This is a genomic window from Bacillus sp. FF-1 (assembly GCF_028548245.1).
GTDB classification, from domain to species: domain Bacteria; phylum Bacillota; class Bacilli; order Bacillales; family Bacillaceae_G; genus Bacillus_A; species Bacillus_A paranthracis.
Genome location: NZ_JAQQGG010000005.1, coordinates 1 through 23,477, shown reverse-complemented (window position 1 = coordinate 23,477; position 23,477 = coordinate 1). Strand labels below are relative to the sequence as shown.

Here is a 23,477-nt window from a genome sequence, read left to right as displayed (position 1 = left end):
CGAAAGAAAGTATCGACAAATGGACAGACTAATCCTCTGCTAGTTTTCATCATTTTTGTTCACTATTTGTGATGGATGAAATAAATAAGAGAATTAGAACTTCATTGGTCAAAGTACCTTCCTTTCATAATATTACTTTTATTGTATGCGCATACAAATAAGTTTGTCAAACTTATTTCAGCTTGTGATTTTTGAATTCGTTATTATAAACTTGTGCCTTAGCTATCGCCTCAGCATCATTTTGGATTTCATCTAACCCATTCGCATCCCCAATAATATAACCCTCAAACGATGAACCAACAAAATCAAAGATGTATTGGAACTGGGAGATAAGTGGTAATGCTTTTAGTTTCGGATTATCGCCGCCAACGATAACAACGTACATTTTTTTGCCTTTCATTTTTTCTTTGAAATGAAGAGATGTATCGCGCAAGCTTTGTGACCAGCGATCGACGAAGTTTTTCATATGACCACTCATCCCGTACCAATATAATGGTGTAGCAAAGATAATTGTGTCGTGCTCTAACATGCGCTTGGTTAACTGCTCGTAGTCATCATCTACAGGTTGGAATCCTTCTGTATCATGACGCTGATCTGTAATAGGATAGACTGTATGATCACGTAAATAAATTTGTTCTGTTTCAATTCCATCAATCATCATATGTGTTAAAGCTTCCGTATTTCCATTTTGTCTTGAACTGCCGTGTATAACAAACATGTAATCATTCCTTTTCTTTTTCTTTTTTTAGGAGTGAAACGTGTTTTTGCAAATTCGTTTGAATATGGGAAAGCAATGAGATTTGCTTTGTTACTTCATTAAGTTTATCTTCATAAAGCGTAAGGATGCTGCTGCACGGATTGTCGTATAAGTGCGGTTCAATTTCAAGGCAGCGCAGCATCCTTGCCGTCTCTTCTAAATTCAAGCCAATTTGTAAGTACATTTGAATAAGCTCCACTTTTTCGATGGCACTTTCGTCAAAATCACGATAGCCATTTGCGAGGCGCTTCGAAGGAAGTAATCCCTTTTCTTCGTAATGTCTTAGTGATCTTTCGCTAACGCCAGTTTCTTTTGATAACTCCCCGATTCGCAATGCGTTTCACTCCTTCTACATGTATTGTAAACCTTCACACTAATGTGAAGGTCAATGCTGTTTTTTCGCAAAAGAATTTACATGATTTAAAAACACTTGAATAGCTTTAGACGGAATAAAATATTTGCCGCGCACGATGGAGAATGGACGGATGAGTTGTTCATCTGGAACTTCGACGTGGAATAGTTCTTTTGCCAGTAGCTCTTTCCGTACAGTCCAATCAGAAAGGATAGCGATGCCAAGCCCAGCACTCACCGCTTCCTTCACGCTTTGAATACTGCTGAATGTAAAGGAACGCTTTAGTTTTAAATGGTGTTGATGAATAAAACGGTCACTATAAGCACGTGTACCAGAACCACTTTCTCTTAATACCCATACTTGATCTTGGAGTGTCCTTTCATTTATTTCATTTGTGCGGAGTAGTGGATGGTTTGGCGGGACGACGAGTTTCATTTCATCTTGCATAAACGTTTCAACGTCAACGTCGGCGTATACAACTTGACCTTCTACTAAGCCGATATCAATTTGATTAGAGCGAAGGCTTTGCAAAACGTCTTCTGTATTTGAAATAAGGGTATGAACTTCGACGCGTGGATTTTCATTGGCATAATTAGCGAGTATTTTTGGAAGTAAGTATTCGCCAATTGTAAAACTAGCACCGATGCGAAGCGTTCCTGTTACAACGTTATGTAGTTCATTAATTTCTTGTTTGGCATCTTCATAAAGAGAGAGCATTTGCTTTGCGTGTATATATAATATGTTTCCGGCCTCGGTCACTTGAACGTGCTTCGGGGATCGCTGAATGAGTGTAGTTCCAAATTCGTTTTCTAAGTTGCGAATGTGCATACTTACGCCAGGCTGTGAAAGGTTTAATAATTCTGCTGCACGGGAGAAATGTTTCTGCTCAACGACAGTAACAAAAATTTTTAAAATATCTACGTTCATATAATCGGCTCCTTTCTTTTTCTATCATCTTATCATAAGTATTTCTGATGATAGAGATTTGGTATTGGTATTAAACTTATTATAGAAACTCTCTTATAATGTAAGTAGAAAGAACATGCATGTTCCAATATGATTATTGGAGTGGTTCAAAGTGGAACAGACACTTGTTATACAAAAGAAGAAGCGTTTTGGATTTTCGCAAGGGATTGGGATTACACTATTAATCGCAATTGTGGCGAAATATTTAGCGGAGCTTCCATTTTTAAATATTATGGGACAATTAGTAATTGCTATTCTAATTGGGATGGTTTGGCGTGCGACAATTGGAGTTCCTCATGATGCGATTGCGGGGACGAACTTTGCGAGTAAGAAGTTGCTGCGCTTTGGGATCATCTTACTTGGAATGCGATTAAATCTTGTTGATATTGCGAAGGCGGGACCGAAAGTATTGGTCATCGCAGCGGTTGTTATTACATTTACGATTTTCGTTGTATACGGACTAACGAAAGTATTTAAAGTAGAGAAGAAGCTTGGAATTTTAACAGCATGCGGAACAGCGATTTGTGGCGCGGCAGCGGTCGTGGCAATTGCGCCGCAAGTGAAAGCAAAAGATGATGAAACGGCAGTTGGGGCTGCAATCATTGCTATTTTAGGTACGATATTTACGCTTATTTATACGTTATTATATCCAGTGCTTGGCTTTTCTCCGTACGGCTACGGTGTATTCTCGGGTGCGACGCTGCATGAAATCGCTCATGTCATAGCAGCTGCGGCGCCAGGAGGAAGTACGGCTGTAGACATCGCAGTTATCGTGAAGTTAACGCGCGTTGCAATGCTTGTACCAGTAGCGATTTTAATTGGATTATGGTTTGGTAAGAGTGAGGGAAGCAAGGAAAAAAGATCATGGCGCGACCTTCCAATTCCGTGGTTCATTTTCGGATTTTTAGCGATGAGTGCGGTGCATTCTCTTAGCGTGATTCCAGAAGTTGTTGCGGGATATATTGTAGTCATCGCTTATATGCTTATCGCAATGGCGATGGCGGGGCTTGGCTTAAATGTAGAGTTTAAAACGTTCCGGAAGTTAGGAAGCAAAGCATTCGTGGCAGGGCTAATTGGCTCGGTTTGCTTATCGGTGCTTGGATATGTTCTTGTATATGCGTTAGGATTTATGTAGTAGGAAGAAGAAGCTGTTCCAAAAGATATTTTGGGACAGCTTCTTTCTTATGTTTATAGTGCTACGGATGTCGGTATTTGTCGGTAAGTCGATATATTGAAAAAATCGCCGATATAAATGGAGTTGCGCTGATATATTTGGGGAATCGCCGATATAATTTCAGTTGCGCTGATATATTTAGGAAATCGCTGATATAAATTTAATTCCCTCTGTACTTTGTTAGAAAAGATGTTCAGTGAAATATTTTTCTAAAATTTGTAAAGATATCTTTACTTATAACTGGAAAATATTTATAATTTAAGTAAAGATATCTTTACTTTTGAAGGTGGAGCCTATGGGTGTAAAAAATAAAATTAAAGAATTAAGAAAGCAACATCATATAACGCAAGTTGAAATGGCAAAGGCGATGCAGGTGACGCGGCAGACAATCGTGGCGATTGAAAACCATCATTACAACCCGAGTCTAGAGTTATCCTTAAAAATTGCCAAATATTTTGGAGTGAAGGTGGAGGAAATCTTTACGCTAGAGTAAGGGGAGAGAAAAATGCAGGATGAGTTTGAGAGATTTCAGTCAGATAAAGCGTTTAAATATTTAGGGTTGTTTTTAGCGATTAGTTTAGCCATATGGAGTTTGTACAATTTAATTGTTTACGGAAGTGCTGGTATGCCGTTTGTGTTATTTGTACTAGGGCAGTTTGTTTATTCCTTTGTGAACTATTGGCCGAAGTGGAGATATAGAAATAGTAAAGAGGTTAATCGTGTATGAGTAAGCAAGAGGTTATACGGTTCATAGGAAGTTTATTTTTAGCGGGGCTTGTGCTAAATGTGAGCTTAATGATTTTAAATATTTCATGGGGAACAATCTTCATATCAAATGTAGCGTTAGTCATTTTATATGGCATTGCGGAATATAGAGAACAGAAGCGTTTGAAAGAAGAGGGAATACCGTCGATTGATGAGCGAGTTGTGAATAAGATGAAGTCATATTTTACGATTAGTATGACAAGCTTCGTTTTCTTGTTCATTATGTATCTTTGTGTAAATAAGTATTTAGACAGGCCAGTAGTACATGTAAATGAGTTATTATATATTGCTATTTTTGGTCTATTAATAAGTATGGCATCGACGAGCGTGTTAGCAACAAGGAATAGATAGAAAAAGGGGAACTGGGATGGGATTACCGGTATTATGTGTCGCTACGGCTATTTTTGCTTTGTTTTGGGGAATGCAGAACTTTTCTCATAATCCAGTGCCGAGTATTTGTATTATGCTTGGTACTGTAGGTTTATCGTATTATTTATTAGTTTCAGCTCATTATCATAAAACAGCAACGAGTGTTGTTGTTGGGGCACTTATTTTATTTTGTGGTCGTGCTGTGCAAAAGGGGTTATTTCCGTAAAGGCTGTTTATACGAAGCGTATAAACAGCCTTTTGTATTTTTTTTACAAAACACTTGAAAGTTACGTAACGTCATCTTTTATAATGAAGGAGAAGAGGTGATGGTAGTGATTTCAATTCAACAATTGACGAGAGAAACAGGGGTTACGGTACGTACATTACGTTATTATGATCAAATAGATTTATTAAAGCCGAGTGGTAAAACAGAGGGTGGACATCGGTTATATAGTGAAGCGGACGTTATTCGTTTGCAACAAATTTTGTTTTTAAAGGAAATGGGATTTTCATTAAAAGAAACTGCGAATATGTTAGTAAAAGGTGAGCTAGATTTAAAAAATTCGCTTGAAAAACAACTTCGGTTTGTACAAGAAGAACAAAAGAAATTTAATCGAATGGAGAGTGTTTTACAAGCAGTTGTTTATTCGGTAGATGTGGAAGGAGAACTCGATTGGAAAGTTATGTTTGAACTGATTCAGCTTTCGAAGCAGTCTTCTCGTATACGTGAAATATTTCAAAATGAAGTATTTTCAAAGGAAGAACAAAAATTGCTTCATAATTTACCAAACATGAGTAAGGAAGATCCGAATGTTTTAGAATGGGTAGATTTATTAAAGCAATTCCGTACTTTTATGAAAGACGGTAAAGAAGTAGCTAGTGATGAGGTACAAGGGGCAACGAAGAAATTAATGCAGAAATGTTTAGAAATGGCTAATGGTGATGAAGCGTTTTTAGATAAGTTATGGGAAGTTAGAAAATCGAAGGAAGATTCACAGAAAATGAGCCTGTATCCGATTGAAGAAGAACTTTTACTATATATGGATGAAGCTTTTCGTATCTATGATGAAAAGGAGAAGGCTAAATGAGTATGCTCGCAGAATATCGTTGGTATTTTCTAATTGGGGCAGAAATTGTATTTTGGTTAGCGGCTATCGGTTTCTTTTTACTCCGTTACGGATTTCGTTTGAAAAAGGCGAGTTTTATTATGGGAATTGTGCTACTCGTAAATGAAGTGTTTATTTTAACTTTAGGGGTAGTGGACTATTATCAAACAGGAAAGTTTTCTAACTTTCAAATCATTACTGTAATCATTTTATTGTATGCAGTCTTCTACGGGAAAAAGGATTTGAAGAAGCTTGATATATTTGCGCAAAAATTAGTTGCGAAATGGCGGAATGAGCCGGCGCCTATTATAGAAGAACAGGTAGAATTAACAGGTATGGCTTATGCGAAGCAGGAAATGAAAAATTGGGTATTGCACCTTAGTTTGTTTGTTGTTGTGCATATTTTCTTTTTCTTTCTGTACGGTCTTGCCCCGGTTGAACAATGGCGTAATTGGTTAGAAACGGGAATTGTTTTAAATAAAGCAGCGAGTCGGGTTAGCCAAGTTTGGGCGATTATACTTTTAGTGGATACAGTTATTTCATTTTCATATGTTCTTTTTCCGAAGAAGGAGAAGGGGAAAGAGAAGCTACTTTCTTAGAGGAAAGTAGCTTTTTTAGTATACCGATAGTTTGTATAGGAGAGGATGACAGTAGGAAAAAGAGCGGATTTTAAATGAAGTGGAATCTTAATCAGTGTGGTGCTTACTGTTTGTTCATGCGGAAGAAGATTTGATAAGGAAGGAAGTGTACTCTCCTTCCTTTTTCTATATATATTGTCGAAAACTTTACCGAATATCTGTTCGTTTTTTTAGGTTTTTTATGGGCATTCGTGGTAAAATAATAATACAGATTTTTATGAGGAGGTCGGATTTTCTTGGAACGTCAATTTGAAATTGTCTCAGCGTATTCCCCACAAGGTGATCAGCCGGTAGCTATAGAGAAGCTTGTAGAGGGAATTAATAGTGGAAAGAAAAAGCAAGTGTTGCTTGGAGCGACAGGAACGGGTAAGACATTTACGATTTCAAATGTCATTAAAGAAGTGCAAAAGCCAACACTTGTCATGGCTCACAATAAAACGTTAGCAGGACAGTTATATAGTGAGTTGAAAGACTTTTTCCCGAATAATGCAGTTGAATATTTTGTTAGTTATTACGATTATTATCAACCAGAAGCGTATGTGCCGCAAACAGATACGTTTATTGAAAAAGACGCACAGATTAATGATGAAATTGATAAATTGCGTCACTCGGCAACGTCTGCATTATTTGAACGGGATGATGTAATTATCGTTGCGAGTGTTTCGTGTATATATGGTTTAGGTTCTCCAGAAGAATACCGCGAGTTAGTTGTTTCACTTCGAGTTGGTATGGAAAAGGATCGCAATCAATTGCTTCGTGAACTTGTTGATGTGCAGTATGGTCGTAATGATATTGATTTCAAGCGTGGTACATTCCGTGTGCGCGGAGATGTAGTTGAAATCTTCCCGGCATCACTTGACGAGCATTGTATTCGAATTGAGTTTTTTGGCGATGAAATTGATCGTATTCGCGAAGTAAATGCTTTAACGGGGGAAGTATTAGCAGAACGTGATCATGTAGCAATCTTCCCAGCATCTCACTTCGTTACACGTGAAGAAAAGATGAAGGTCGCTATTGAAAATATCGAAAAAGAACTAGAAGAGCGTTTAAAGGAATTAAATGATAACGGCAAGTTGTTAGAAGCGCAGCGTATAGAGCAGCGTACACGTTATGATTTAGAAATGATGCGTGAGATGGGCTTTTGTTCAGGTATTGAAAACTATTCCCGTCATTTAACACTTCGTCCAGCGGGGGCAACGCCGTATACGTTATTAGACTATTTCCCGGAAGATTTCTTAATTGTTATGGATGAGTCGCACGTATCAGTGCCGCAAGTAAGAGCGATGTATAACGGGGACCAAGCGCGTAAGCAAGTACTTGTGGATCATGGATTCCGTCTGCCATCAGCTTTAGATAATAGACCGCTCACTTTTGATGAGTTTGAAGAGAAAACGAATCAAGTTATTTACGTTTCAGCAACGCCAGGACCGTATGAATTAGAGCAGTCGCCAGAAGTAATAGAACAAATTATTCGTCCAACAGGGCTTTTAGATCCGCCAATTGATATACGACCAATTGAAGGGCAAATTGACGATTTATTAGGAGAAATTCAAGATCGCATTGCAAAAAATGAACGTGTATTAATTACGACTTTAACGAAGAAGATGTCAGAGGATTTAACAGACTACTTAAAAGATGTAGGAATTAAGGTGAATTACCTGCATTCTGAAGTGAAAACGTTAGAACGTATTGAAATTATACGAGATCTTCGCCTTGGTAAGTTTGATGTTCTCGTTGGTATTAACTTATTGCGAGAAGGATTAGATATTCCAGAAGTATCCCTTGTAGCGATTTTAGATGCTGATAAGGAAGGATTCTTACGTTCAGAACGTTCATTAATTCAAACAATTGGCCGTGCAGCACGTAATGAAAACGGCCGCGTTATTATGTACGCAGATCGTATAACGAGATCGATGGGAATTGCGATTGAAGAAACGAAGCGTCGTCGCACTATACAAGAAGCTTACAATAAAGAGCATGGTATTACGCCGAAAACGATTCAAAAAGGTGTGCGTGATGTGATACGTGCAACGACAGCTGCTGAAGAGACAGAAACATATGAAGCAACGCCAGCTAAGAAGATGACGAAAAAAGAGCGTGAAAAGACAATTGCGAAGATGGAAGCAGAAATGAAAGAAGCAGCAAAAGCGTTAGACTTCGAGCGTGCAGCTGAATTAAGAGATTTACTATTAGAATTAAAAGCGGAAGGGTGAAAAGAGTGAGTAAGAGCAAGGATTTTATCGTTGTAAAAGGTGCTAGAGCACATAACTTAAAAAATATTGATGTAACCATTCCGAGAAATCAGCTTGTCGTTGTAACGGGATTGTCTGGTTCGGGGAAATCATCATTAGCATTTGATACGATTTATGCAGAAGGGCAGCGCAGATACGTAGAATCGTTATCTGCGTATGCACGCCAGTTTTTAGGGCAAATGGATAAACCGGATGTAGATACGATTGAAGGATTGTCACCAGCAATTTCAATTGATCAAAAAACGACGAGTCGTAATCCGCGTTCAACTGTTGGAACGGTAACGGAGATTTATGATTATTTACGTTTATTATTTGCGCGAATTGGTACGCCAATTTGTCCGAATCATGGCATTGAAATTACGTCACAAACAGTAGAGCAGATGGTAGACCGTGTACTTGAATATCCTGAACGTACGAAATTACAAGTGCTAGCTCCTATCGTTTCTGGTCGTAAAGGTGCACATGTGAAAGTGCTTGAAGATATTAAGAAGCAAGGATATGTTCGTGTACGTGTTGATGGTAAAATGCTTGATGTGTCTGAAGATATTGCGTTAGATAAAAATAAGAAGCATTCCATTGAAGTTGTAATAGACCGTATTGTTGTAAAAGAAGGGATCGCAAGCCGTCTTGCAGATTCTCTTGAAAGTGCATTAAAGCTTGGCGGGGGACGAGTGTTAATCGATGTTATGGGAGAAGAGGAACTTCTATTTAGTGAACATCATGCTTGTCCGCATTGTGGTTTTTCAATTGGAGAATTAGAACCGCGTATGTTCTCATTCAATAGTCCTTTCGGGGCATGTCCTTCTTGTGATGGGCTTGGTTCAAAGTTAGAGGTAGATTTAGAACTTGTTATTCCGAACTGGGATTTATCATTAAATGAACATGCGATTGCGCCTTGGGAGCCGACAAGTTCACAATATTACCCACAACTTTTACAATCTGTATGTAATCATTACGGCGTTGATATGGATGTGCCTGTGAAAGATATACCGAAAGATTTGTTTGATAAAGTGTTGTACGGAAGCGGAGAAGAGAAAGTTTATTTCCGTTATGTGAATGAATTTGGTCAAGTAAAGGAAAATGAGATTTTATTTGAAGGTGTTATTCCAAATATTGAACGTCGTTATCGTGAAACGAGTTCGGATTACGTTCGTGAGCAAATGGAAAAGTATATGGCAGAGCAAGCTTGTCCGAAGTGTAAAGGTGGACGTTTAAAGCCTGAGAGTTTAGCTGTTTTCGTTGGCGGAAAAACGATTGCTGATGTAACGAAATATTCTGTTCAAGAAGTACAGGAATTCTTCTCAAGTGTGGAGCTAACAGAGAAACAACAAAAAATTGCTCATTTAATTTTAAGAGAAATTCAGGAGCGCGTTGGGTTCTTAGTGAACGTCGGTTTAGATTATTTAACGTTAAGTCGTGCCGCAGGAACTTTATCAGGTGGTGAGGCGCAACGTATTCGTTTAGCAACGCAAATTGGTTCTCGTCTTACTGGCGTACTTTACATTCTTGATGAGCCTTCTATCGGTTTGCATCAGCGCGATAACGATCGTCTTATTCGTACATTGCAAGAAATGCGTGATTTAGGTAATACGTTAATTGTTGTTGAGCATGATGAAGATACGATGATGGCAGCTGATTATTTACTTGATATCGGGCCTGGCGCAGGTATTCACGGTGGACAAGTCGTATCAGCAGGTACACCAGCTGAAGTGATGCAAGACGAGAATTCGCTAACCGGTAAGTATTTAAGCGGTAAAGAGTTTATTCCAGTTCCACTTGAAAGACGTAAAGGTGACGGACGAAAAGTGGAAATCGTCGGTGCAAAAGAGAATAATTTAAAGAACGCGAAAATGTCATTCCCGCTTGGTACGTTTGTAGCGGTAACGGGTGTATCTGGTTCTGGTAAAAGTACGATGATTAATGAAGTATTATATAAATCGTTAGCGCAAAAGTTATATAAAGCGAAAGCGAAGCCAGGTACTCATAAAGAGATTAAAGGTCTTGAGCATTTAGATAAAGTAATCGATATTGATCAATCGCCAATCGGTCGTACACCGCGTTCTAACCCTGCGACTTATACAGGTGTATTCGATGATATTCGTGATGTGTTTGCCCAAACGAATGAAGCGAAAGTGCGTGGATATCAAAAAGGACGTTTCAGCTTTAATGTAAAAGGTGGACGTTGTGAAGCGTGCCGTGGTGATGGAATTATTAAAATCGAAATGCACTTCTTACCAGATGTATACGTGCCGTGTGAAGTTTGTCATGGTAAACGTTACAACCGTGAAACGTTAGAAGTGAAATATAAAGATAAGAACATTTCTGAAGTATTAGGAATGACAATTGAAGATGGGGTAGAGTTCTTCGCTAACATCCCAAAAATTAAGCGTAAACTTCAAACGCTTGTAGATGTTGGACTTGGTTATATGAAATTAGGGCAACCAGCTACGACGTTATCTGGTGGTGAAGCACAGCGTGTGAAATTAGCTTCTGAATTACACCGTCGTTCTACAGGGCGTACACTATACATTTTAGACGAGCCAACGACTGGTTTACATGCGCATGATATCGCGCGTCTTCTAGAAGTGCTGCAACGTCTTGTTGAGAGCGGTGAGACGGTACTTGTAATTGAACATAATTTAGATGTAATTAAAACAGCAGATTATATCGTTGACCTTGGACCAGAGGGCGGAGACAAAGGTGGACAAATCGTTGCTTCCGGAACTCCAGAGCAAGTAGTGAAAGAAGAGCGTTCGTATACGGGTAAGTATTTAAAAGAGATTTTAAATCGTGATAAAGCAAGAATGAAAGAGAAGATAAAAGAAGTAGAACTATCACAATAAGGTATTATGAAAAACCGAGTGGCAATGACACTCGGTTTTTCGTTCATAGGGGGAGAACATGGAGTTTATAGATGTTTTAAGAAAGAAAAATATGAAGGTGAGAGAGTTTCAAAGTTGGGGTGTATGTTTTCGCAAGCGCTGGGAGGATAACTTTGAAAATCATGTAAGTGATGAGAAAAAGAAGTGTTTAGAGGGTAAAGAAGCGGAAAACACGTTTCATAATGAAGGGAAAAAGGAGTGCTACATCTTCTATCAACACTGTGATGATGTACTACTAATAAAAGATGCAAGTTTATTAAGTATGGATGATATGTATAAAGGCGATATTTACATTGTAGATAGAGAGTTCACTTGGACTTTTGTAAAAACGCATGAACATAGATGGTGTGGGCCTTATTTCGCAAAGAAGTGCTAGTAGGTATACAAGCATGAAGAGTAGAATAAGTTGATATAAGTGTCCGTATCATACTTGCGTTTATTGTCTATTAGCGTATGATGAAAGATATATGTTTAAAAGGATGTGTAAGAAAATGAGATGGATTGTATCACTTCTTGTAAATAGCGTTGTGTTAATCGCTGTATCGGGACTTTTAAAAGGGATTGCACCAGACGCGTTTTACGTAGCAAATATACAAACTGCAATTATTGCGAGTATTATTTTGGCTGTTTTAAATGTGTTCGTAAAACCGTTTTTAATTTTAATTACGCTACCAATTACTGTTGTAACTTTCGGTTTCTTCTTAATTGTTATTAATGCGATTACGTTAAAAATAGCAGATTCATTATTAGGAGACGCATTTAATATATCGGGTTTCGGTGTAGCGATCGTTGCGGCAATTTGTATTTCAATTTTTAATATGATTATTGAAAAGGCAATTGTGGAACCTTTATATGAAAAAAAGAGAAAATGACAAAAAGAAAAACATTTCATGATATGTATGAAATGTTTTTTTCTATTTATTAGAAACCGTATTTCTTGTTTCCAGAAAAAAATGGTACAATATCCGATAGAATGGAATTTTACATCAAATGAGACTGAACCCGCAGCGGAGTGGAGGTTTATACATATGCCGAAAGTAAGGACAAAAGATTTAATTGAACAATTTCAATTGGAGTTAATAAGTGGTGAAGAAGGAATTCATCGTCCGATTGATACAAGTGATTTATCACGACCTGGAATTGAAATGGCAGGATTTTTTACATATTATCCAGCTGATCGCGTGCAGCTTCTTGGGAAGACGGAGCTGACGTTCTTTGACACGTTAACGTCAGATCAAAAACAAGAGAGAATGAAAGCGCTTTGTACTGAGGAGACGCCATGTATTATTGTAACTCGTAATCAAGATGTACCAGATGAGTTGCTGCAAGCATCACGTGAATCAGGCATGCCTTTATTACGCTCTTCTCAAACGACAACGAGATTATCAAGTCGTTTAACAAATTATTTAGAAGGTAAGTTAGCACCAACAACAGCTGTTCATGGTGTGTTAGTAGATATTTACGGCGTTGGTGTTTTAATTACAGGACAAAGTGGTGTCGGTAAAAGTGAGACAGCTCTTGAGCTTGTAAAACGTGGTCATCGCCTTGTTGCGGATGATAGTGTAGAAATTCGCCAAGAAGATGAAGACATGTTAGTCGGAAGCTCACCAGATTTAATTGAGCATTTATTAGAAATTCGTGGTCTAGGCATTATTAACGTTATGACGTTATTCGGTGCAGGAGCAGTGCGAAATTATAAGCGTATTACACTTGTTATTAATCTTGAAATTTGGGATCAAAAGAAAAATTATGATCGCTTAGGTCTTGATGAAGAGAAGATGAAGATTATTGATACAGAACTTACGAAGATTACACTTCCAGTTCGTCCTGGTCGAAACTTAGCTGTTATTATTGAAGTGGCAGCGATGAACTTCCGTTTAAAACGTATGGGAGTCAATGCAGCACAGCAGTTCTCAGAACGATTAATGAGTGCGATTGAGTTAGGAAATCAGGAGTAAACATTGGAGAGGGAGGTCATACATATGCTGTTAGGTTCTGTACCACAGCTTGACCGCGTAGCTATCCAACTTGGACCGTTTCCTGTTTATTGGTACGGGATTATTATCGGTACAGGTGTGCTATTAGGTCTTTGGCTAGCAACTCGCGAAGGAGAAAGGCTAGGTATTCCAAAAGATACATTTGTTGACCTTGTATTAATTGCAGTACCGATCGCTATTCTATTTGCGAGAATGTACTATGTTATTTTTGAATGGGAATATTACGCGCAAAACCCGAGTCAAATTATTAATATTCGTCAAGGTGGCTTGGCGATTCATGGTGGTTTAATCGGGGCTGTTATTACAGGGATTCTTTTTGCGAAACACCGCGGGGTTTCATTCTGGAAGTTGGCAGATATTGCTGCACCAAGTATTTTACTAGGACAAGCAATTGGCCGATGGGGAAACTTTATGAACCAAGAGGCACATGGTGATGAAGTAACAAGACAGTTTTTAGAAGGCCTTCATTTACCGGATTTCATTATTAATCAAATGTATATTGATGGTGTTTACTATCACCCGACGTTTTTATATGAATCATTATGGAATTTTGCAGGTGTCATTTTATTACTTGCATTAAGAAAAGTGAATTTACGCCGCGGGGAATTATTCTTCACATATTTAATTTGGTATTCAGTAGGACGCTTCTTCGTAGAAGGGTTACGTACAGATAGTTTAATGCTAGGGCCACTTCGTATTGCACAAGTAATGTCAATTGGACTTGTTGTTATTTCTATTATTTTCATTATTGTGAGACGAAAAATGGGGCAAGCTGATAAAAGATATTTAGAAAATTAGAGAAAAGTAGCATCTTATTATAAGATGCTGCTTCTTTCATATTCAGGAAAGAGAAAGGACTAAGGCAATGAAAATAAATACAGTGTTATTTGATTTAGATGGAACGTTAATTAATACAAATGAACTTATTATTTCTTCTTTTTTACATACTTTACATACATATTATCCAAATCAATATAAGCGTGAAGATGTATTACCATTTATCGGTCCGTCTTTGCATGATACGTTCAGTAAGATTGATGAAAGCAAGGTTGAAGAGTTAATTACGAGTTATCGTCAATTTAATCATGATCATCATGATGAATTAGTAGAAGAATATGAAACTGTATATGAAACAGTTCAAGAGTTGAAGAAACAAGGCTATAAGGTTGGTATTGTTACAACGAAAGCACGACAAACTGTTGAGATGGGATTAAAGTTATCGAAGCTTGATGAGTTTTTTGATGTTGTTGTGACAATTGATGATGTCGAGCATGTGAAACCACATCCAGAGCCACTTCAAAAAGCGCTTCAGTTATTAGATGCGAAACCGGAAGAAGCATTGATGGTTGGGGATAATCATCATGATATTGTTGGCGGACAAAATGCGGGTACGAAAACAGCTGCGGTTTCATGGACATTGAAAGGTAGAGCGTATTTAGAGGCTTACAAGCCAGACTTTATGCTAGATAAAATGAGTGATTTATTGCCGATTTTGTCCGACATGAATCGTTCGTAAAGATAAGTAGAGGAGCGAGTGAAGTGCGACGGACAACGCGCTATCCTGTTTCAGGAGAAAATTCATTATGGAATGTGTATAAGACAGTGTCTTTTTGGAAGGTAATGAAGAATTTTATTATTATCCAAATTGCACGTTACACGCCATTTTTATCTGTAAAAAATTGGTTGTACCGCACATTTTTGCGGATGAAAGTAGGAAAGAAAACATCGTTTGCGCTCATGGTAATGCCGGATATTATGTTCCCGGAAAAGATAACTGTGGGAGATAATTCGATTATTGGCTATAACACGACGCTTTTAGCGCACGAATATTTAATTCGCGAATATCGACTTGGAGAGATCGTTATTGGAAACGAAGTGATGATCGGGGCAAATACGACTATATTACCAGGTGTGAAAATTGGGGATGGCGCGATTGTTTCAGCTGGCACACTTATTCATAAAGATGTGCCAGGCGGTGCTTTCGTGGGTGGGAATCCAATGCGTGTTATTTATACGAAAGAGCAAATGGAGGCTAGAGAAGGTTCATACTAGAAATGTAACATTTCTCTTCTTTTTTAATGAATAAAAAGGAAATAATTGAGTATAATATACTGTTTTGTTTTTTACGGAATCGTTTATACTTATAGATAGAAGAATGTGTGAACGAAGAAAACAAAAAACTGGAGGATATATGGGGAAAAATCAAAGAATATATAAGGAGAACGGACAAGTTATCTCTTTTAATCAATTAGCGGACTTCTTTTATAAAAAAGGGATGAGGGCTTACAAAGGACAAAAATTGCAAGATGCAATTAAATATTTTCGAAGAGCGGCACAAAGCGAGAAGGAGCCGTTTATTTTATGTCAATTAGCAACAGTATTATCTGAGGCTGGTGAATATCAAGAGTCGAATCAAACCTTCTTTAAGCTTGTTAGATCTAATCCAGAACTTGAACAATGTTATTATTTTATTGCAAATAATTATGCGTATATGGGTCTATTTCAGCAGGCGAAGAAGTATGCGGATCGCTATTTAGAAGTTGCAGAAGAGAAGGAATTTGTTGAAGATACATTAGAATTACTTGAAATTATGGAAGAAGAAGCGATGGGTGCGGAAGAGATTGAGGATGAAGATGATTTAATTGTTATGCAGGAAGAAGCCAATCGTTATATTCGTAATGGACAATTGGAAGAAGCAATTGCTACATTAGAAATTGTTACGAAAGACTATCCGGAATTTTGGTCAGGGCATAATAATTTAGCCATTGCGCATTTTCAATCTGGTAATGTAGATAAGGCACTGAAATTAACGGAAATGATTTTAGAGAAAAATCCTGGTAATATACATGCGCTTTGTAATACACTTATTTTTCTATATTCAATTGGAGAGCATAAACAAGTAGAGGTGTTAGCTGCTCAGTTAGTTTCGGTATATCCGATTTCGTTTGAACATCGTTTGAAACTTGGGACGACACTTGCAACAATTGGTCATTTCGAGCCTGCATATAAATGGTTCAAATTATTAAAGCGTCAAGGATACGAAGGAGACGTTAGTTTCTATTATTGGTTTGCATATTCTGCGTATATGGTGAAAGATCAGCAAGTAGCTGAAAAAATGTGGCAACATGTTGTAGAATTGCACCCTGATAAAAAGGGAAAAGAACCGTGGAATGCATTGAATTTAGCGGATGAAGGACAAAATGTGTTATTTGAAGAATTACGAAAATCATTCCAGCAAAGTGCGACGCTAGAGGAACAAATGCTAGCTTTATATTTAATGAATGAATTATCAACGCCGGAGAAGGTTGGATTCTTCTTTGATGTAACGCAGGCGAAGAATGGTGTTCCAATCGTATCGCAACTTGCAAAGTATTTCTTTTTACTGAATAGCCATAAGAGTATTCCAGCTGATTTACAGCAATTTGAACAGTGCGCGCGAATCGCGGATGCTTTATACAATTATACGAAAAAAGATGATGAATTAATCGAAGAGTGTTTACAATTTTGGTTTTGTACGTTCATACGTTTATATACATCTGGGGCAGTTTTTACAAATGTATACGGCTGGTCAGCTGCGGTTGAATATATCGTACGCAGTGAACAAGGAAATAAGATGACACAGTCGGAGCTCGGAGATGTGTATAATGTATCTGTAGCGACTGTTCGAAAGTATGTGCAAGCTGTTAAGCGTACGCACACATAGATAAGCAAATCATTGGGAAAAAAATGATGCGAACAGTATAATGAGGGTAACTTAATTGTGTAGGAATGGATAGGAGTGAATAGTGTGTCAGAAGAAAAAATTTATGATGTCATTATTATTGGTGCAGGACCAGCTGGTATGACAGCTGCAGTATATACATCTCGTGCGAATTTAAGCACATTAATGCTTGAGCGTGGTATTCCAGGCGGGCAAATGGCAAATACAGAAGATGTAGAAAACTACCCAGGTTATGAGTCTATTTTAGGACCAGACTTATCAAATAAAATGTTCGAGCATGCGAAGAAATTTGGTGCTGAATATGCATACGGTGATGTGAAAGAAGTCATCGATGGTAAAGAATACAAAACAATTATTGCTGGTAAAAAAGAATATAAAGCACGTGCAATTATCGTTGCAAGTGGTGCAGAGTATAAAAAAATCGGTGTACCAGGTGAAACAGAACTTGGCGGCCGCGGTGTATCATATTGTGCGGTATGTGATGGCGCATTCTTTAAAGGTAAAGAACTTGTAGTTATTGGCGGCGGAGATTCTGCTGTTGAAGAGGGTGTGTTCTTAACACGCTTCGCATCAAAAGTAACGATCGTTCACCGTCGTGACACGCTTCGCGCACAGAAAATTTTACAAGATCGTGCTTTCCAAAACGAAAAAGTAGACTTCATTTGGAACCACACGATAAAAGAAATTAACGAAGCAAATGGTAAAGTAGGAAGTGTAACACTTGTAGATGTAAACAGTGGAGAAGAGAAAGAAGTCAAAACTGACGGCGTATTCGTATACATCGGTATGTTACCACTATCAAAACCATTTGTTGAACTAGGTATTACAAATGAAAATGGTTACCTTGAAACAAACGAGCGTATGGAAACGAAAGTTCCTGGTATTTTCGCAGCAGGTGATGTTCGTGAAAAAATGCTACGTCAAATTGTAACTGCAACAGGTGATGGTAGTATTGCAGCACAAAGTGCACAACATTACGTAGAAGAATTATTAGAAGAACTAAAAACTGTATCAGAAAAATAAGGGATAATATACCTTTTGAGAAGAAAGCTACCGATAGGAGCTTTCTTCTTTTTTTGTGTGAAAATGTCAAAGTTTTGTCAAAAAATATTGGGATTATAAGCTTTCTTATTGATATACTGGACTTTACGGAAAAAATCACTATAAGAAATGAGGAATTTATTCAGTATGGAATGGCGTAATATATATCGTGGATTTTGTATGGGTGTTAGTGATTTAATTCCTGGTGTGAGCGGCGGTACAATCGCTGTTGTGTTAGGGATTTATGAACAATTGCTTGCGGCAATTAGCGGATTCTTTAGTCGTGAATGGAAAAAACATTTAGGATTTTTAATTCCACTTGCAGCTGGTGTGGCAGCAGCGTTTTTAACGTTAAGTCACGTTATTAAATATTTACTTGCAAATCATTATGAACCGACTCAATTTTTCTTCCTCGGTTTAATTATTAGTATATTACCGATGTTAATGAGAGAAGCTGATGCAAAGTCGTCGTTTAAAGGTAAGCACGTTGTTTTATTAATCGTTGCAGCAATTCTTGTTGCCATCACAGCTTTCTTTAAACCAGATAAGACAGCAGATCCAATTACGACGTTAACAATTTTAAATGCAATTGGTTTATTTTTCGCAGGATGGATGGCTAGTATGGCGATGTTACTTCCTGGAATTAGCGGATCGTTTATTTTATTAATTATTGGTGTATATCCGACAGCAATTAATGCTTTAACTACACTCAACTTACCTTTAATTGCAGTTATTGGTGCTGGCGTTATGGTAGGGTTCGTTGTAAGTAGTAAAGGAATTAGTTTCTTATTAGATCGATATAAAAGTATGACATTTGCGGCAATTATTGGACTAGTTATCGGTTCGATTGTAATTGTGTTCCCTGGTATTCCAACTGGAGGATTTTCAATTATAAGTTCAATTATTACCTTTATTTTAGGATTTGCGATTGTTACTTATTTCGGTAAGAAGTAAGGGCGCTGGAGTCCCCTTGGCGATAAAAGTCGTTAAGGGGATTTTTCATGCTATTCACGGAAAGTCCAGGCATTTACATTGCTTGTTATAAAAAGCTTTTTTAAAATTGTTGAGTAGCAGTGCTTAGCGAAAGGGGGACTGGCTCCTTCGTTGTAGCAAACTGTTTTTGATAGTATAATGAAATGAGTATGCAGTGAGAAATTTGCTGCAAGTAGCTGAGGTGAAGAAACATGCAAAGAGTGACAAACTGTGTGTTAATTAGAGATAATGAAGTACTCTTACTCCAAAAACCTCGCCGGAATTGGTGGGTTGCACCAGGCGGGAAAATGGAGCGTGGTGAGACTGTAAGAGATTCCGTTGTTCGCGAGTATCGTGAAGAAACAGGTATTTATTTAAAGAACCCAGCGTTAAAGGGGGTCTTCACCTTTGTCATCCAAGAAGGTGATAAAGTTGTTTCTGAATGGATGATGTTCTCCTTTTTAGCGACAGATTTTGCAGGAGAAAACAAACTAGAGAGCGAAGAAGGCATCATTGGTTGGCATACATTTGATAAAATTGATGATTTAGCAATGGCACCAGGAGATTATCACATTATTGATTATTTAATTAAAGGAAATGGCATAATCTACGGTACATTTGTATATACCCCAGATTTTGAGTTGCTTTCATATCGATTAGATCCGAGTTAAACCGTCAAGGAGAGGATACGATGACAGAGAATAATGATATAAAAATGGTAATTATTACAGGAATGTCTGGAGCTGGAAAGACAGTAGCTTTACAAAGTTTTGAAGATTTAGGATATTTCTGTGTAGATAATTTACCACCGATGTTATTGCCAAAGTTTATTGAGCTTATGGCGGATTCAAAAGGAAAAATGAATAAAGTAGCACTTGGTATTGATTTACGCGGCCGAGAGTTTTTCGAACATTTATGGGAAGCGCTTGATGATTTATCAGAACGTACATGGATTATTCCTCATATTTTATTCTTAGATGCGAAAGATAGCACACTTGTAACTCGTTATAAAGAAACGAGACGCTCGCATCCACTTGCACCAACTGGTCTGCCGTTAAAGGGAATCGAAGCAGAGCGTAATTTATTAACAGATATGAAGGCACGCGCGAATATTGTGCTTGATACATCTGATTTAAAACCGAAAGAATTACGTGAAAAAATTGTTCACCTATTTTCAACTGAAACTGAGCAAGCATTTCGTGTAAATGTTATGTCATTTGGATTTAAGTACGGTATTCCAATTGATGCAGATTTAGTATTTGATGTTCGTTTTTTACCAAATCCATATTACATTCCACATATGAAGCCATTAACAGGACTAGATGAAGAAGTTTCATCGTATGTGCTGAAATTTAATGAGACGCATAAGTTTTTAGAGAAATTGACTGATCTTATCACTTTCATGCTGCCTCATTATAAAAGAGAAGGCAAGAGTCAACTTGTAATTGCAATTGGATGTACAGGTGGACAGCATCGTTCTGTTACGCTTACAGAATACCTTGGGAAACATCTGAAACCAGAGTATAGCGTTCATGTATCTCATCGTGATGTGGAGAAGAGAAAGGGTCATTAAGGGATGAAAAAAGAGAGAAAACCTAAAATTGTTATCATGGGAGGCGGAACGGGACTTTCTGTTTTATTACGAGGATTAAAACAATATCCGGTTGATATTACAGCAGTTGTTACAATCGCTGATGATGGTGGCAGTTCAGGTAGATTACGTGATGAGCTAGAAATTCCACCCCCAGGTGACATTCGTAACGTACTTGTTGCGTTATCAGATGTAGAACCACTGGTGGAAGCTTTATTCCAGCATCGTTTCACAACGGGAGATGGGCTGAAAGGTCATGCGTTAGGAAATTTATTATTGGCAGGTATGACCTCGATTACAGGAGACTTCTTCCATGCTATTACAGAAACGAGTAAAGTTTTAAATGTTAGAGGACGTGTATTACCGGCGGCGAATCAAAGTGCAGTACTGCATGCGGAACTAGAAGATGGAGAAATTGTAACAGGTGAATCAAAGATTCCTTATTTCGGAAAGAAGATTAACCGTGTCTTTTTAACTCCAGAAGATGTAGAGCCGTTACATGAAACGTTGACTGAGATTAAACGAGCTGATTTACTTGTTTTCGGTCCAGGAAGTTTGTATACGAGTATATTACCGAATTTAGTTGTTAACAAAATCGGGGACGCTGTTCTTGCTGCAAAAGCGAAGAAGGTATATGTGTGTAATGTTATGACGCAAGCTGGTGAAACGATGGGATATACTGCGTTTGATCATGTGCAGGCGTTACATGATCATTTAGGTGAACCATTTATCGATACTGCAATTGTAAATAACCGTGATATTCCTTGTGAATTACGTCAGTTATATGAGGAAGAAATGTCAGCGCCAGTTGTAGTAGATGAAGAGCGTTTTACTGAAAATAATATTAACGTGATTCAAGATCAATTAGCGAAGTATGATGACCGTGTTGTAAGACACGATACATTAAAACTAGCTTCTATTTTATATTCACTGTTGTAGATGTGCGTTGCCTCGTTTGAGGTAACGCTCCTCATTTCATATAGGACAAGATTTTTGTTCCACAATAATCGTATAAGGAGGTGTTGACTGTGTCATTTGCATCAGAAACAAAGAAAGAGTTGACGAATCTGGAGATGAAGGAATGCTGTGAGAAAGCAGAATTATCAGCGTTACTTCGCATGAACGGATCGCTTTCTTTTTCAAATCGTCGTCTATCAATCGATATTCAAACGGAAAATGCGGCAATTGCAAGAAGGATTTATACGCTTTTGAAAAAAGGATATGACGTGACGGTAGAATTACTTGTTCGTAAAAAAATGCGATTGAAGAAAAACAATGTATATATCGTAAGGCTTGTTGAGAAGTCACGCGAAATATTAGCTGATCTTCATATCGTTCGAGACGACTTTTCATTTATTCGAAATATATCACAAGAATTAATTGAGAAGAAATGTTGTAAACGATCGTATTTACGCGGTGCATTTTTAGCAGGTGGTTCAGTAAATAACCCAGAAACATCATCTTATCATTTAGAGATCTTTTCGTTATATAAGGAACATAATGATGCTATATGTGAACTGATGAACGGATTTGATTTAAATAGTAAGACGTTGGAAAGAAGAAAAGGGTACATTACGTATTTGAAAGAAGCAGAAAAGATTACAGAGTTTTTAAATATTATAGGTGCTCATAATGCACTTTTAAGATTTGAAGACATTCGAATCGTACGTGATATGCGTAATTCTGTAAATCGCTTAGTGAACTGCGAAACAGCTAATTTAAATAAAACAATTGGTGCAGCGCTAAGGCAGATTGAAAATATCCGTTATATTGATGAGACAGTTGGTCTTGATATATTGCCGGATAAATTACGAGAAATTGCGCAATTACGAAGAGATTATCAAGATGTAACATTGAAAGAGTTAGGTGAGATGGTATCCGGGGGGAAAATTAGTAAATCGGGTATTAATCATCGTTTGCGTAAAATTGATGATATTGCAGAGAAATTACGCGCGGGGGAAACGGTAGCAAAAAAATAAGAGGTTAAAGGGGAAATGGAGCTGTGGTTCAAAAAAGAGTTCAGGTTTCATTAAAAAACGGTTTACAAGCACGTCCGGCTGCGTTGTTTGTACAAGAGGCCAATCGCTTTCATGCAGATATTTTCATCGAAAAAGATGGGAAGACAGTAAATGCAAAGAGCATAATGGGGATTATGAGCTTAGCAATTGGAACTGGTAGCATGATAACAATTACAACAGAAGGTTCAGATGCAGAAGAGGCTTTAGAGGCATTAGCTGCATATGTACAATAAGAAGCTATCGCGCATGTGCGATAGCTTTTTTGTTGTTTGGGGCTTGTTGGTGGGGGTATGTGAGATGTGCGTTCTTGTCGAGGATTGTCGGTAAGTCGATAAGTTGTGTCGAAACGTCGATATATTAAAATAATCGCCGATATAATTGGAGTTACGGTCGATATATTTGAAAAATCGCCGATATATTTAGAGGGATACTGAGTGGGGTATGTTCGTGCGGAGATTTAACTATAAAAAAGCGCCCTGTAATAGGCGCTTTTTTATGTATCCAGCTCCAGCGACTCTAAATAAGCCGCTTCCGCTTTAAATATCTATTAACGATTTGTAAAGATCTTATCGATTAAACCGTATTCTAAAGCTTTTTCTGCTGTCATGAAGTTGTCGCGGTCTGTGTCGCGTTGTAGCACTTCAAGTGGTTGACCTGTGCGGTCAGCAAGAATTTGGTTTAGTTTTTCACGTAAGAATAGAATACGTTTAGCAGCGATTTCGATTTCAGTCGCTTGACCTTGTGCACCACCAAGTGGTTGGTGAATCATTACTTCACTGTTTGGAAGTGCATAACGTTTTCCTTTTTCACCTGCTGCAAGTAAGAATGCACCCATAGATGCAGCCATACCGATACAGATTGTTGATACTTGCGGTT

At 37.8% G+C, this 23,477-nt stretch carries 27 protein-coding genes; 23 read left to right on the top strand and 4 right to left on the bottom strand.

The annotated features are described in order from the left end of the window. Positions 1-172: 172 nt before the first annotated feature. The 3 genes from PQF83_RS17590 to PQF83_RS17580 are packed head-to-tail and all read right to left on the bottom strand — an operon-like array spanning position 173 to position 2,036. On the bottom strand, positions 173-718 hold the full coding sequence (locus PQF83_RS17590) for a flavodoxin family protein (RefSeq protein ID WP_000497606.1): 546 nt from the start codon (positions 716-718) through the stop codon (positions 173-175). 4 nt (positions 719-722) lie between these two features. Then, positions 723-1,091 (bottom strand): MerR family transcriptional regulator, encoded by a 369-nt coding sequence (locus PQF83_RS17585; protein ID WP_001219197.1) that lies wholly within the window; start codon positions 1,089-1,091, stop codon positions 723-725. Between the two features lie 51 nt (positions 1,092-1,142). Then, the gene (locus PQF83_RS17580; RefSeq protein WP_001100010.1) at positions 1,143-2,036 is read right to left on the bottom strand and encodes a LysR family transcriptional regulator; all 894 of its coding nucleotides are present in this window, start codon (positions 2,034-2,036) and stop codon (positions 1,143-1,145) included. Positions 2,037-2,187: 151 nt separating this feature from the next. On the opposite strand from PQF83_RS17580, the gene PQF83_RS17575 reads away from it, so the two are divergent. The 23 genes from PQF83_RS17575 (at position 2,188) to PQF83_RS17465 (ending at position 22,834) form a co-directional block, all read left to right on the top strand. Next, complete coding sequence (locus tag PQF83_RS17575; RefSeq protein ID WP_000438462.1) at positions 2,188-3,210, top strand: YeiH family protein; 1,023 nt, start codon at positions 2,188-2,190, stop codon at positions 3,208-3,210. A 334-nt stretch (positions 3,211-3,544) separates the two neighbouring features. Then, entirely contained in the window at positions 3,545-3,742 is a 198-nt protein-coding gene (locus PQF83_RS17570) for a helix-turn-helix transcriptional regulator (RefSeq protein ID WP_000538359.1), read from the top strand. Positions 3,743-3,754: 12 nt separating this feature from the next. After that, positions 3,755-3,976, top strand: coding sequence for a hypothetical protein (locus tag PQF83_RS17565; RefSeq protein ID WP_001150193.1), 222 nt, complete (start codon positions 3,755-3,757; stop codon positions 3,974-3,976). Further along, positions 3,973-4,365, top strand: a complete 393-nt coding sequence (locus tag PQF83_RS17560) for a hypothetical protein (RefSeq protein WP_000043138.1) — start codon at positions 3,973-3,975, stop codon at positions 4,363-4,365. Before PQF83_RS17565 ends, PQF83_RS17560 begins: the two co-directional genes overlap by 4 nt. Before the next feature lie 16 nt (positions 4,366-4,381). After that, on the top strand, positions 4,382-4,609 hold the full coding sequence (locus tag PQF83_RS17555) for a hypothetical protein (protein WP_000524119.1): 228 nt from the start codon (positions 4,382-4,384) through the stop codon (positions 4,607-4,609). A 100-nt stretch (positions 4,610-4,709) separates the two neighbouring features. Continuing rightward, positions 4,710-5,471, top strand: a complete 762-nt coding sequence (locus tag PQF83_RS17550) for a MerR family transcriptional regulator (RefSeq protein WP_000260364.1) — start codon at positions 4,710-4,712, stop codon at positions 5,469-5,471. Further along, the gene (locus PQF83_RS17545) at positions 5,468-6,088 is read left to right on the top strand and encodes a hypothetical protein (RefSeq protein WP_000062167.1); all 621 of its coding nucleotides are present in this window, start codon (positions 5,468-5,470) and stop codon (positions 6,086-6,088) included. The genes PQF83_RS17550 and PQF83_RS17545 overlap by 4 nt, the downstream gene beginning before the upstream one ends. A 275-nt stretch (positions 6,089-6,363) precedes the next feature. Beyond that, the gene (gene uvrB, locus PQF83_RS17540) at positions 6,364-8,340 is read left to right on the top strand and encodes an excinuclease ABC subunit B (protein ID WP_000441051.1); all 1,977 of its coding nucleotides are present in this window, start codon (positions 6,364-6,366) and stop codon (positions 8,338-8,340) included. A 5-nt stretch (positions 8,341-8,345) separates the two neighbouring features. Continuing rightward, positions 8,346-11,222, top strand: coding sequence for an excinuclease ABC subunit UvrA (gene uvrA, locus PQF83_RS17535; protein ID WP_000045591.1), 2,877 nt, complete (start codon positions 8,346-8,348; stop codon positions 11,220-11,222). 58 nt (positions 11,223-11,280) lie between these two features. Next, positions 11,281-11,637, top strand: a complete 357-nt coding sequence (locus PQF83_RS17530) for a DUF4275 family protein (protein ID WP_000394321.1) — start codon at positions 11,281-11,283, stop codon at positions 11,635-11,637. A 115-nt stretch (positions 11,638-11,752) separates the two neighbouring features. Further along, positions 11,753-12,133, top strand: a complete 381-nt coding sequence (locus PQF83_RS17525) for a phage holin family protein (RefSeq protein WP_001267308.1) — start codon at positions 11,753-11,755, stop codon at positions 12,131-12,133. Positions 12,134-12,289: 156 nt separating this feature from the next. Next, positions 12,290-13,219 (top strand): HPr(Ser) kinase/phosphatase, encoded by a 930-nt coding sequence (gene hprK, locus PQF83_RS17520; RefSeq protein WP_001127244.1) that lies wholly within the window; start codon positions 12,290-12,292, stop codon positions 13,217-13,219. Positions 13,220-13,243: 24 nt separating this feature from the next. Continuing rightward, complete coding sequence (gene lgt, locus PQF83_RS17515; RefSeq protein WP_000924229.1) at positions 13,244-14,056, top strand: prolipoprotein diacylglyceryl transferase; 813 nt, start codon at positions 13,244-13,246, stop codon at positions 14,054-14,056. Between the two features lie 67 nt (positions 14,057-14,123). Further along, positions 14,124-14,774, top strand: a complete 651-nt coding sequence (gene ppaX / locus PQF83_RS17510) for a pyrophosphatase PpaX (protein WP_000700956.1) — start codon at positions 14,124-14,126, stop codon at positions 14,772-14,774. A gap of 23 nt (positions 14,775-14,797) precedes the next feature. Next, positions 14,798-15,310, top strand: a complete 513-nt coding sequence (locus tag PQF83_RS17505; RefSeq protein WP_001255061.1) for an acyltransferase — start codon at positions 14,798-14,800, stop codon at positions 15,308-15,310. 139 nt (positions 15,311-15,449) lie between these two features. Beyond that, positions 15,450-16,961, top strand: a complete 1,512-nt coding sequence (locus PQF83_RS17500; RefSeq protein WP_000517738.1) for a tetratricopeptide repeat protein — start codon at positions 15,450-15,452, stop codon at positions 16,959-16,961. 84 nt (positions 16,962-17,045) lie between these two features. After that, complete coding sequence (gene trxB / locus PQF83_RS17495) at positions 17,046-18,002, top strand: thioredoxin-disulfide reductase (RefSeq protein ID WP_001288072.1); 957 nt, start codon at positions 17,046-17,048, stop codon at positions 18,000-18,002. Between the two features lie 165 nt (positions 18,003-18,167). After that, the gene (locus PQF83_RS17490; protein ID WP_000455205.1) at positions 18,168-18,974 is read left to right on the top strand and encodes a DUF368 domain-containing protein; all 807 of its coding nucleotides are present in this window, start codon (positions 18,168-18,170) and stop codon (positions 18,972-18,974) included. A 230-nt stretch (positions 18,975-19,204) separates the two neighbouring features. Continuing rightward, positions 19,205-19,663: an NUDIX hydrolase gene (locus PQF83_RS17485; RefSeq protein ID WP_001190080.1), complete on the top strand. Its 459-nt coding sequence runs from the start codon at positions 19,205-19,207 to the stop codon at positions 19,661-19,663. A gap of 20 nt (positions 19,664-19,683) precedes the next feature. Beyond that, positions 19,684-20,565 carry an RNase adapter RapZ gene (gene rapZ / locus PQF83_RS17480; protein ID WP_000138457.1) on the top strand — a complete coding sequence of 294 codons (882 nt, stop codon included), beginning with the start codon at positions 19,684-19,686 and terminating at the stop codon, positions 20,563-20,565. A gap of 3 nt (positions 20,566-20,568) precedes the next feature. Then, complete coding sequence (locus PQF83_RS17475) at positions 20,569-21,522, top strand: gluconeogenesis factor YvcK family protein (RefSeq protein ID WP_000712175.1); 954 nt, start codon at positions 20,569-20,571, stop codon at positions 21,520-21,522. Positions 21,523-21,611: 89 nt separating this feature from the next. Then, the gene (whiA, locus tag PQF83_RS17470; protein WP_000006561.1) at positions 21,612-22,562 is read left to right on the top strand and encodes a DNA-binding protein WhiA; all 951 of its coding nucleotides are present in this window, start codon (positions 21,612-21,614) and stop codon (positions 22,560-22,562) included. Positions 22,563-22,585: 23 nt separating this feature from the next. Next, a complete protein-coding gene (locus PQF83_RS17465; RefSeq protein ID WP_000250307.1) occupies positions 22,586-22,834 on the top strand; it encodes an HPr family phosphocarrier protein in 249 nt (82 codons plus the stop codon). Between the two features lie 314 nt (positions 22,835-23,148). Here the strand turns inward: PQF83_RS17465 and PQF83_RS17460 are convergent. Then, positions 23,149-23,477 (bottom strand): ATP-dependent Clp protease proteolytic subunit (locus PQF83_RS17460; RefSeq protein ID WP_191904307.1); only part of this gene is annotated, 329 nt, incomplete at its 5' end.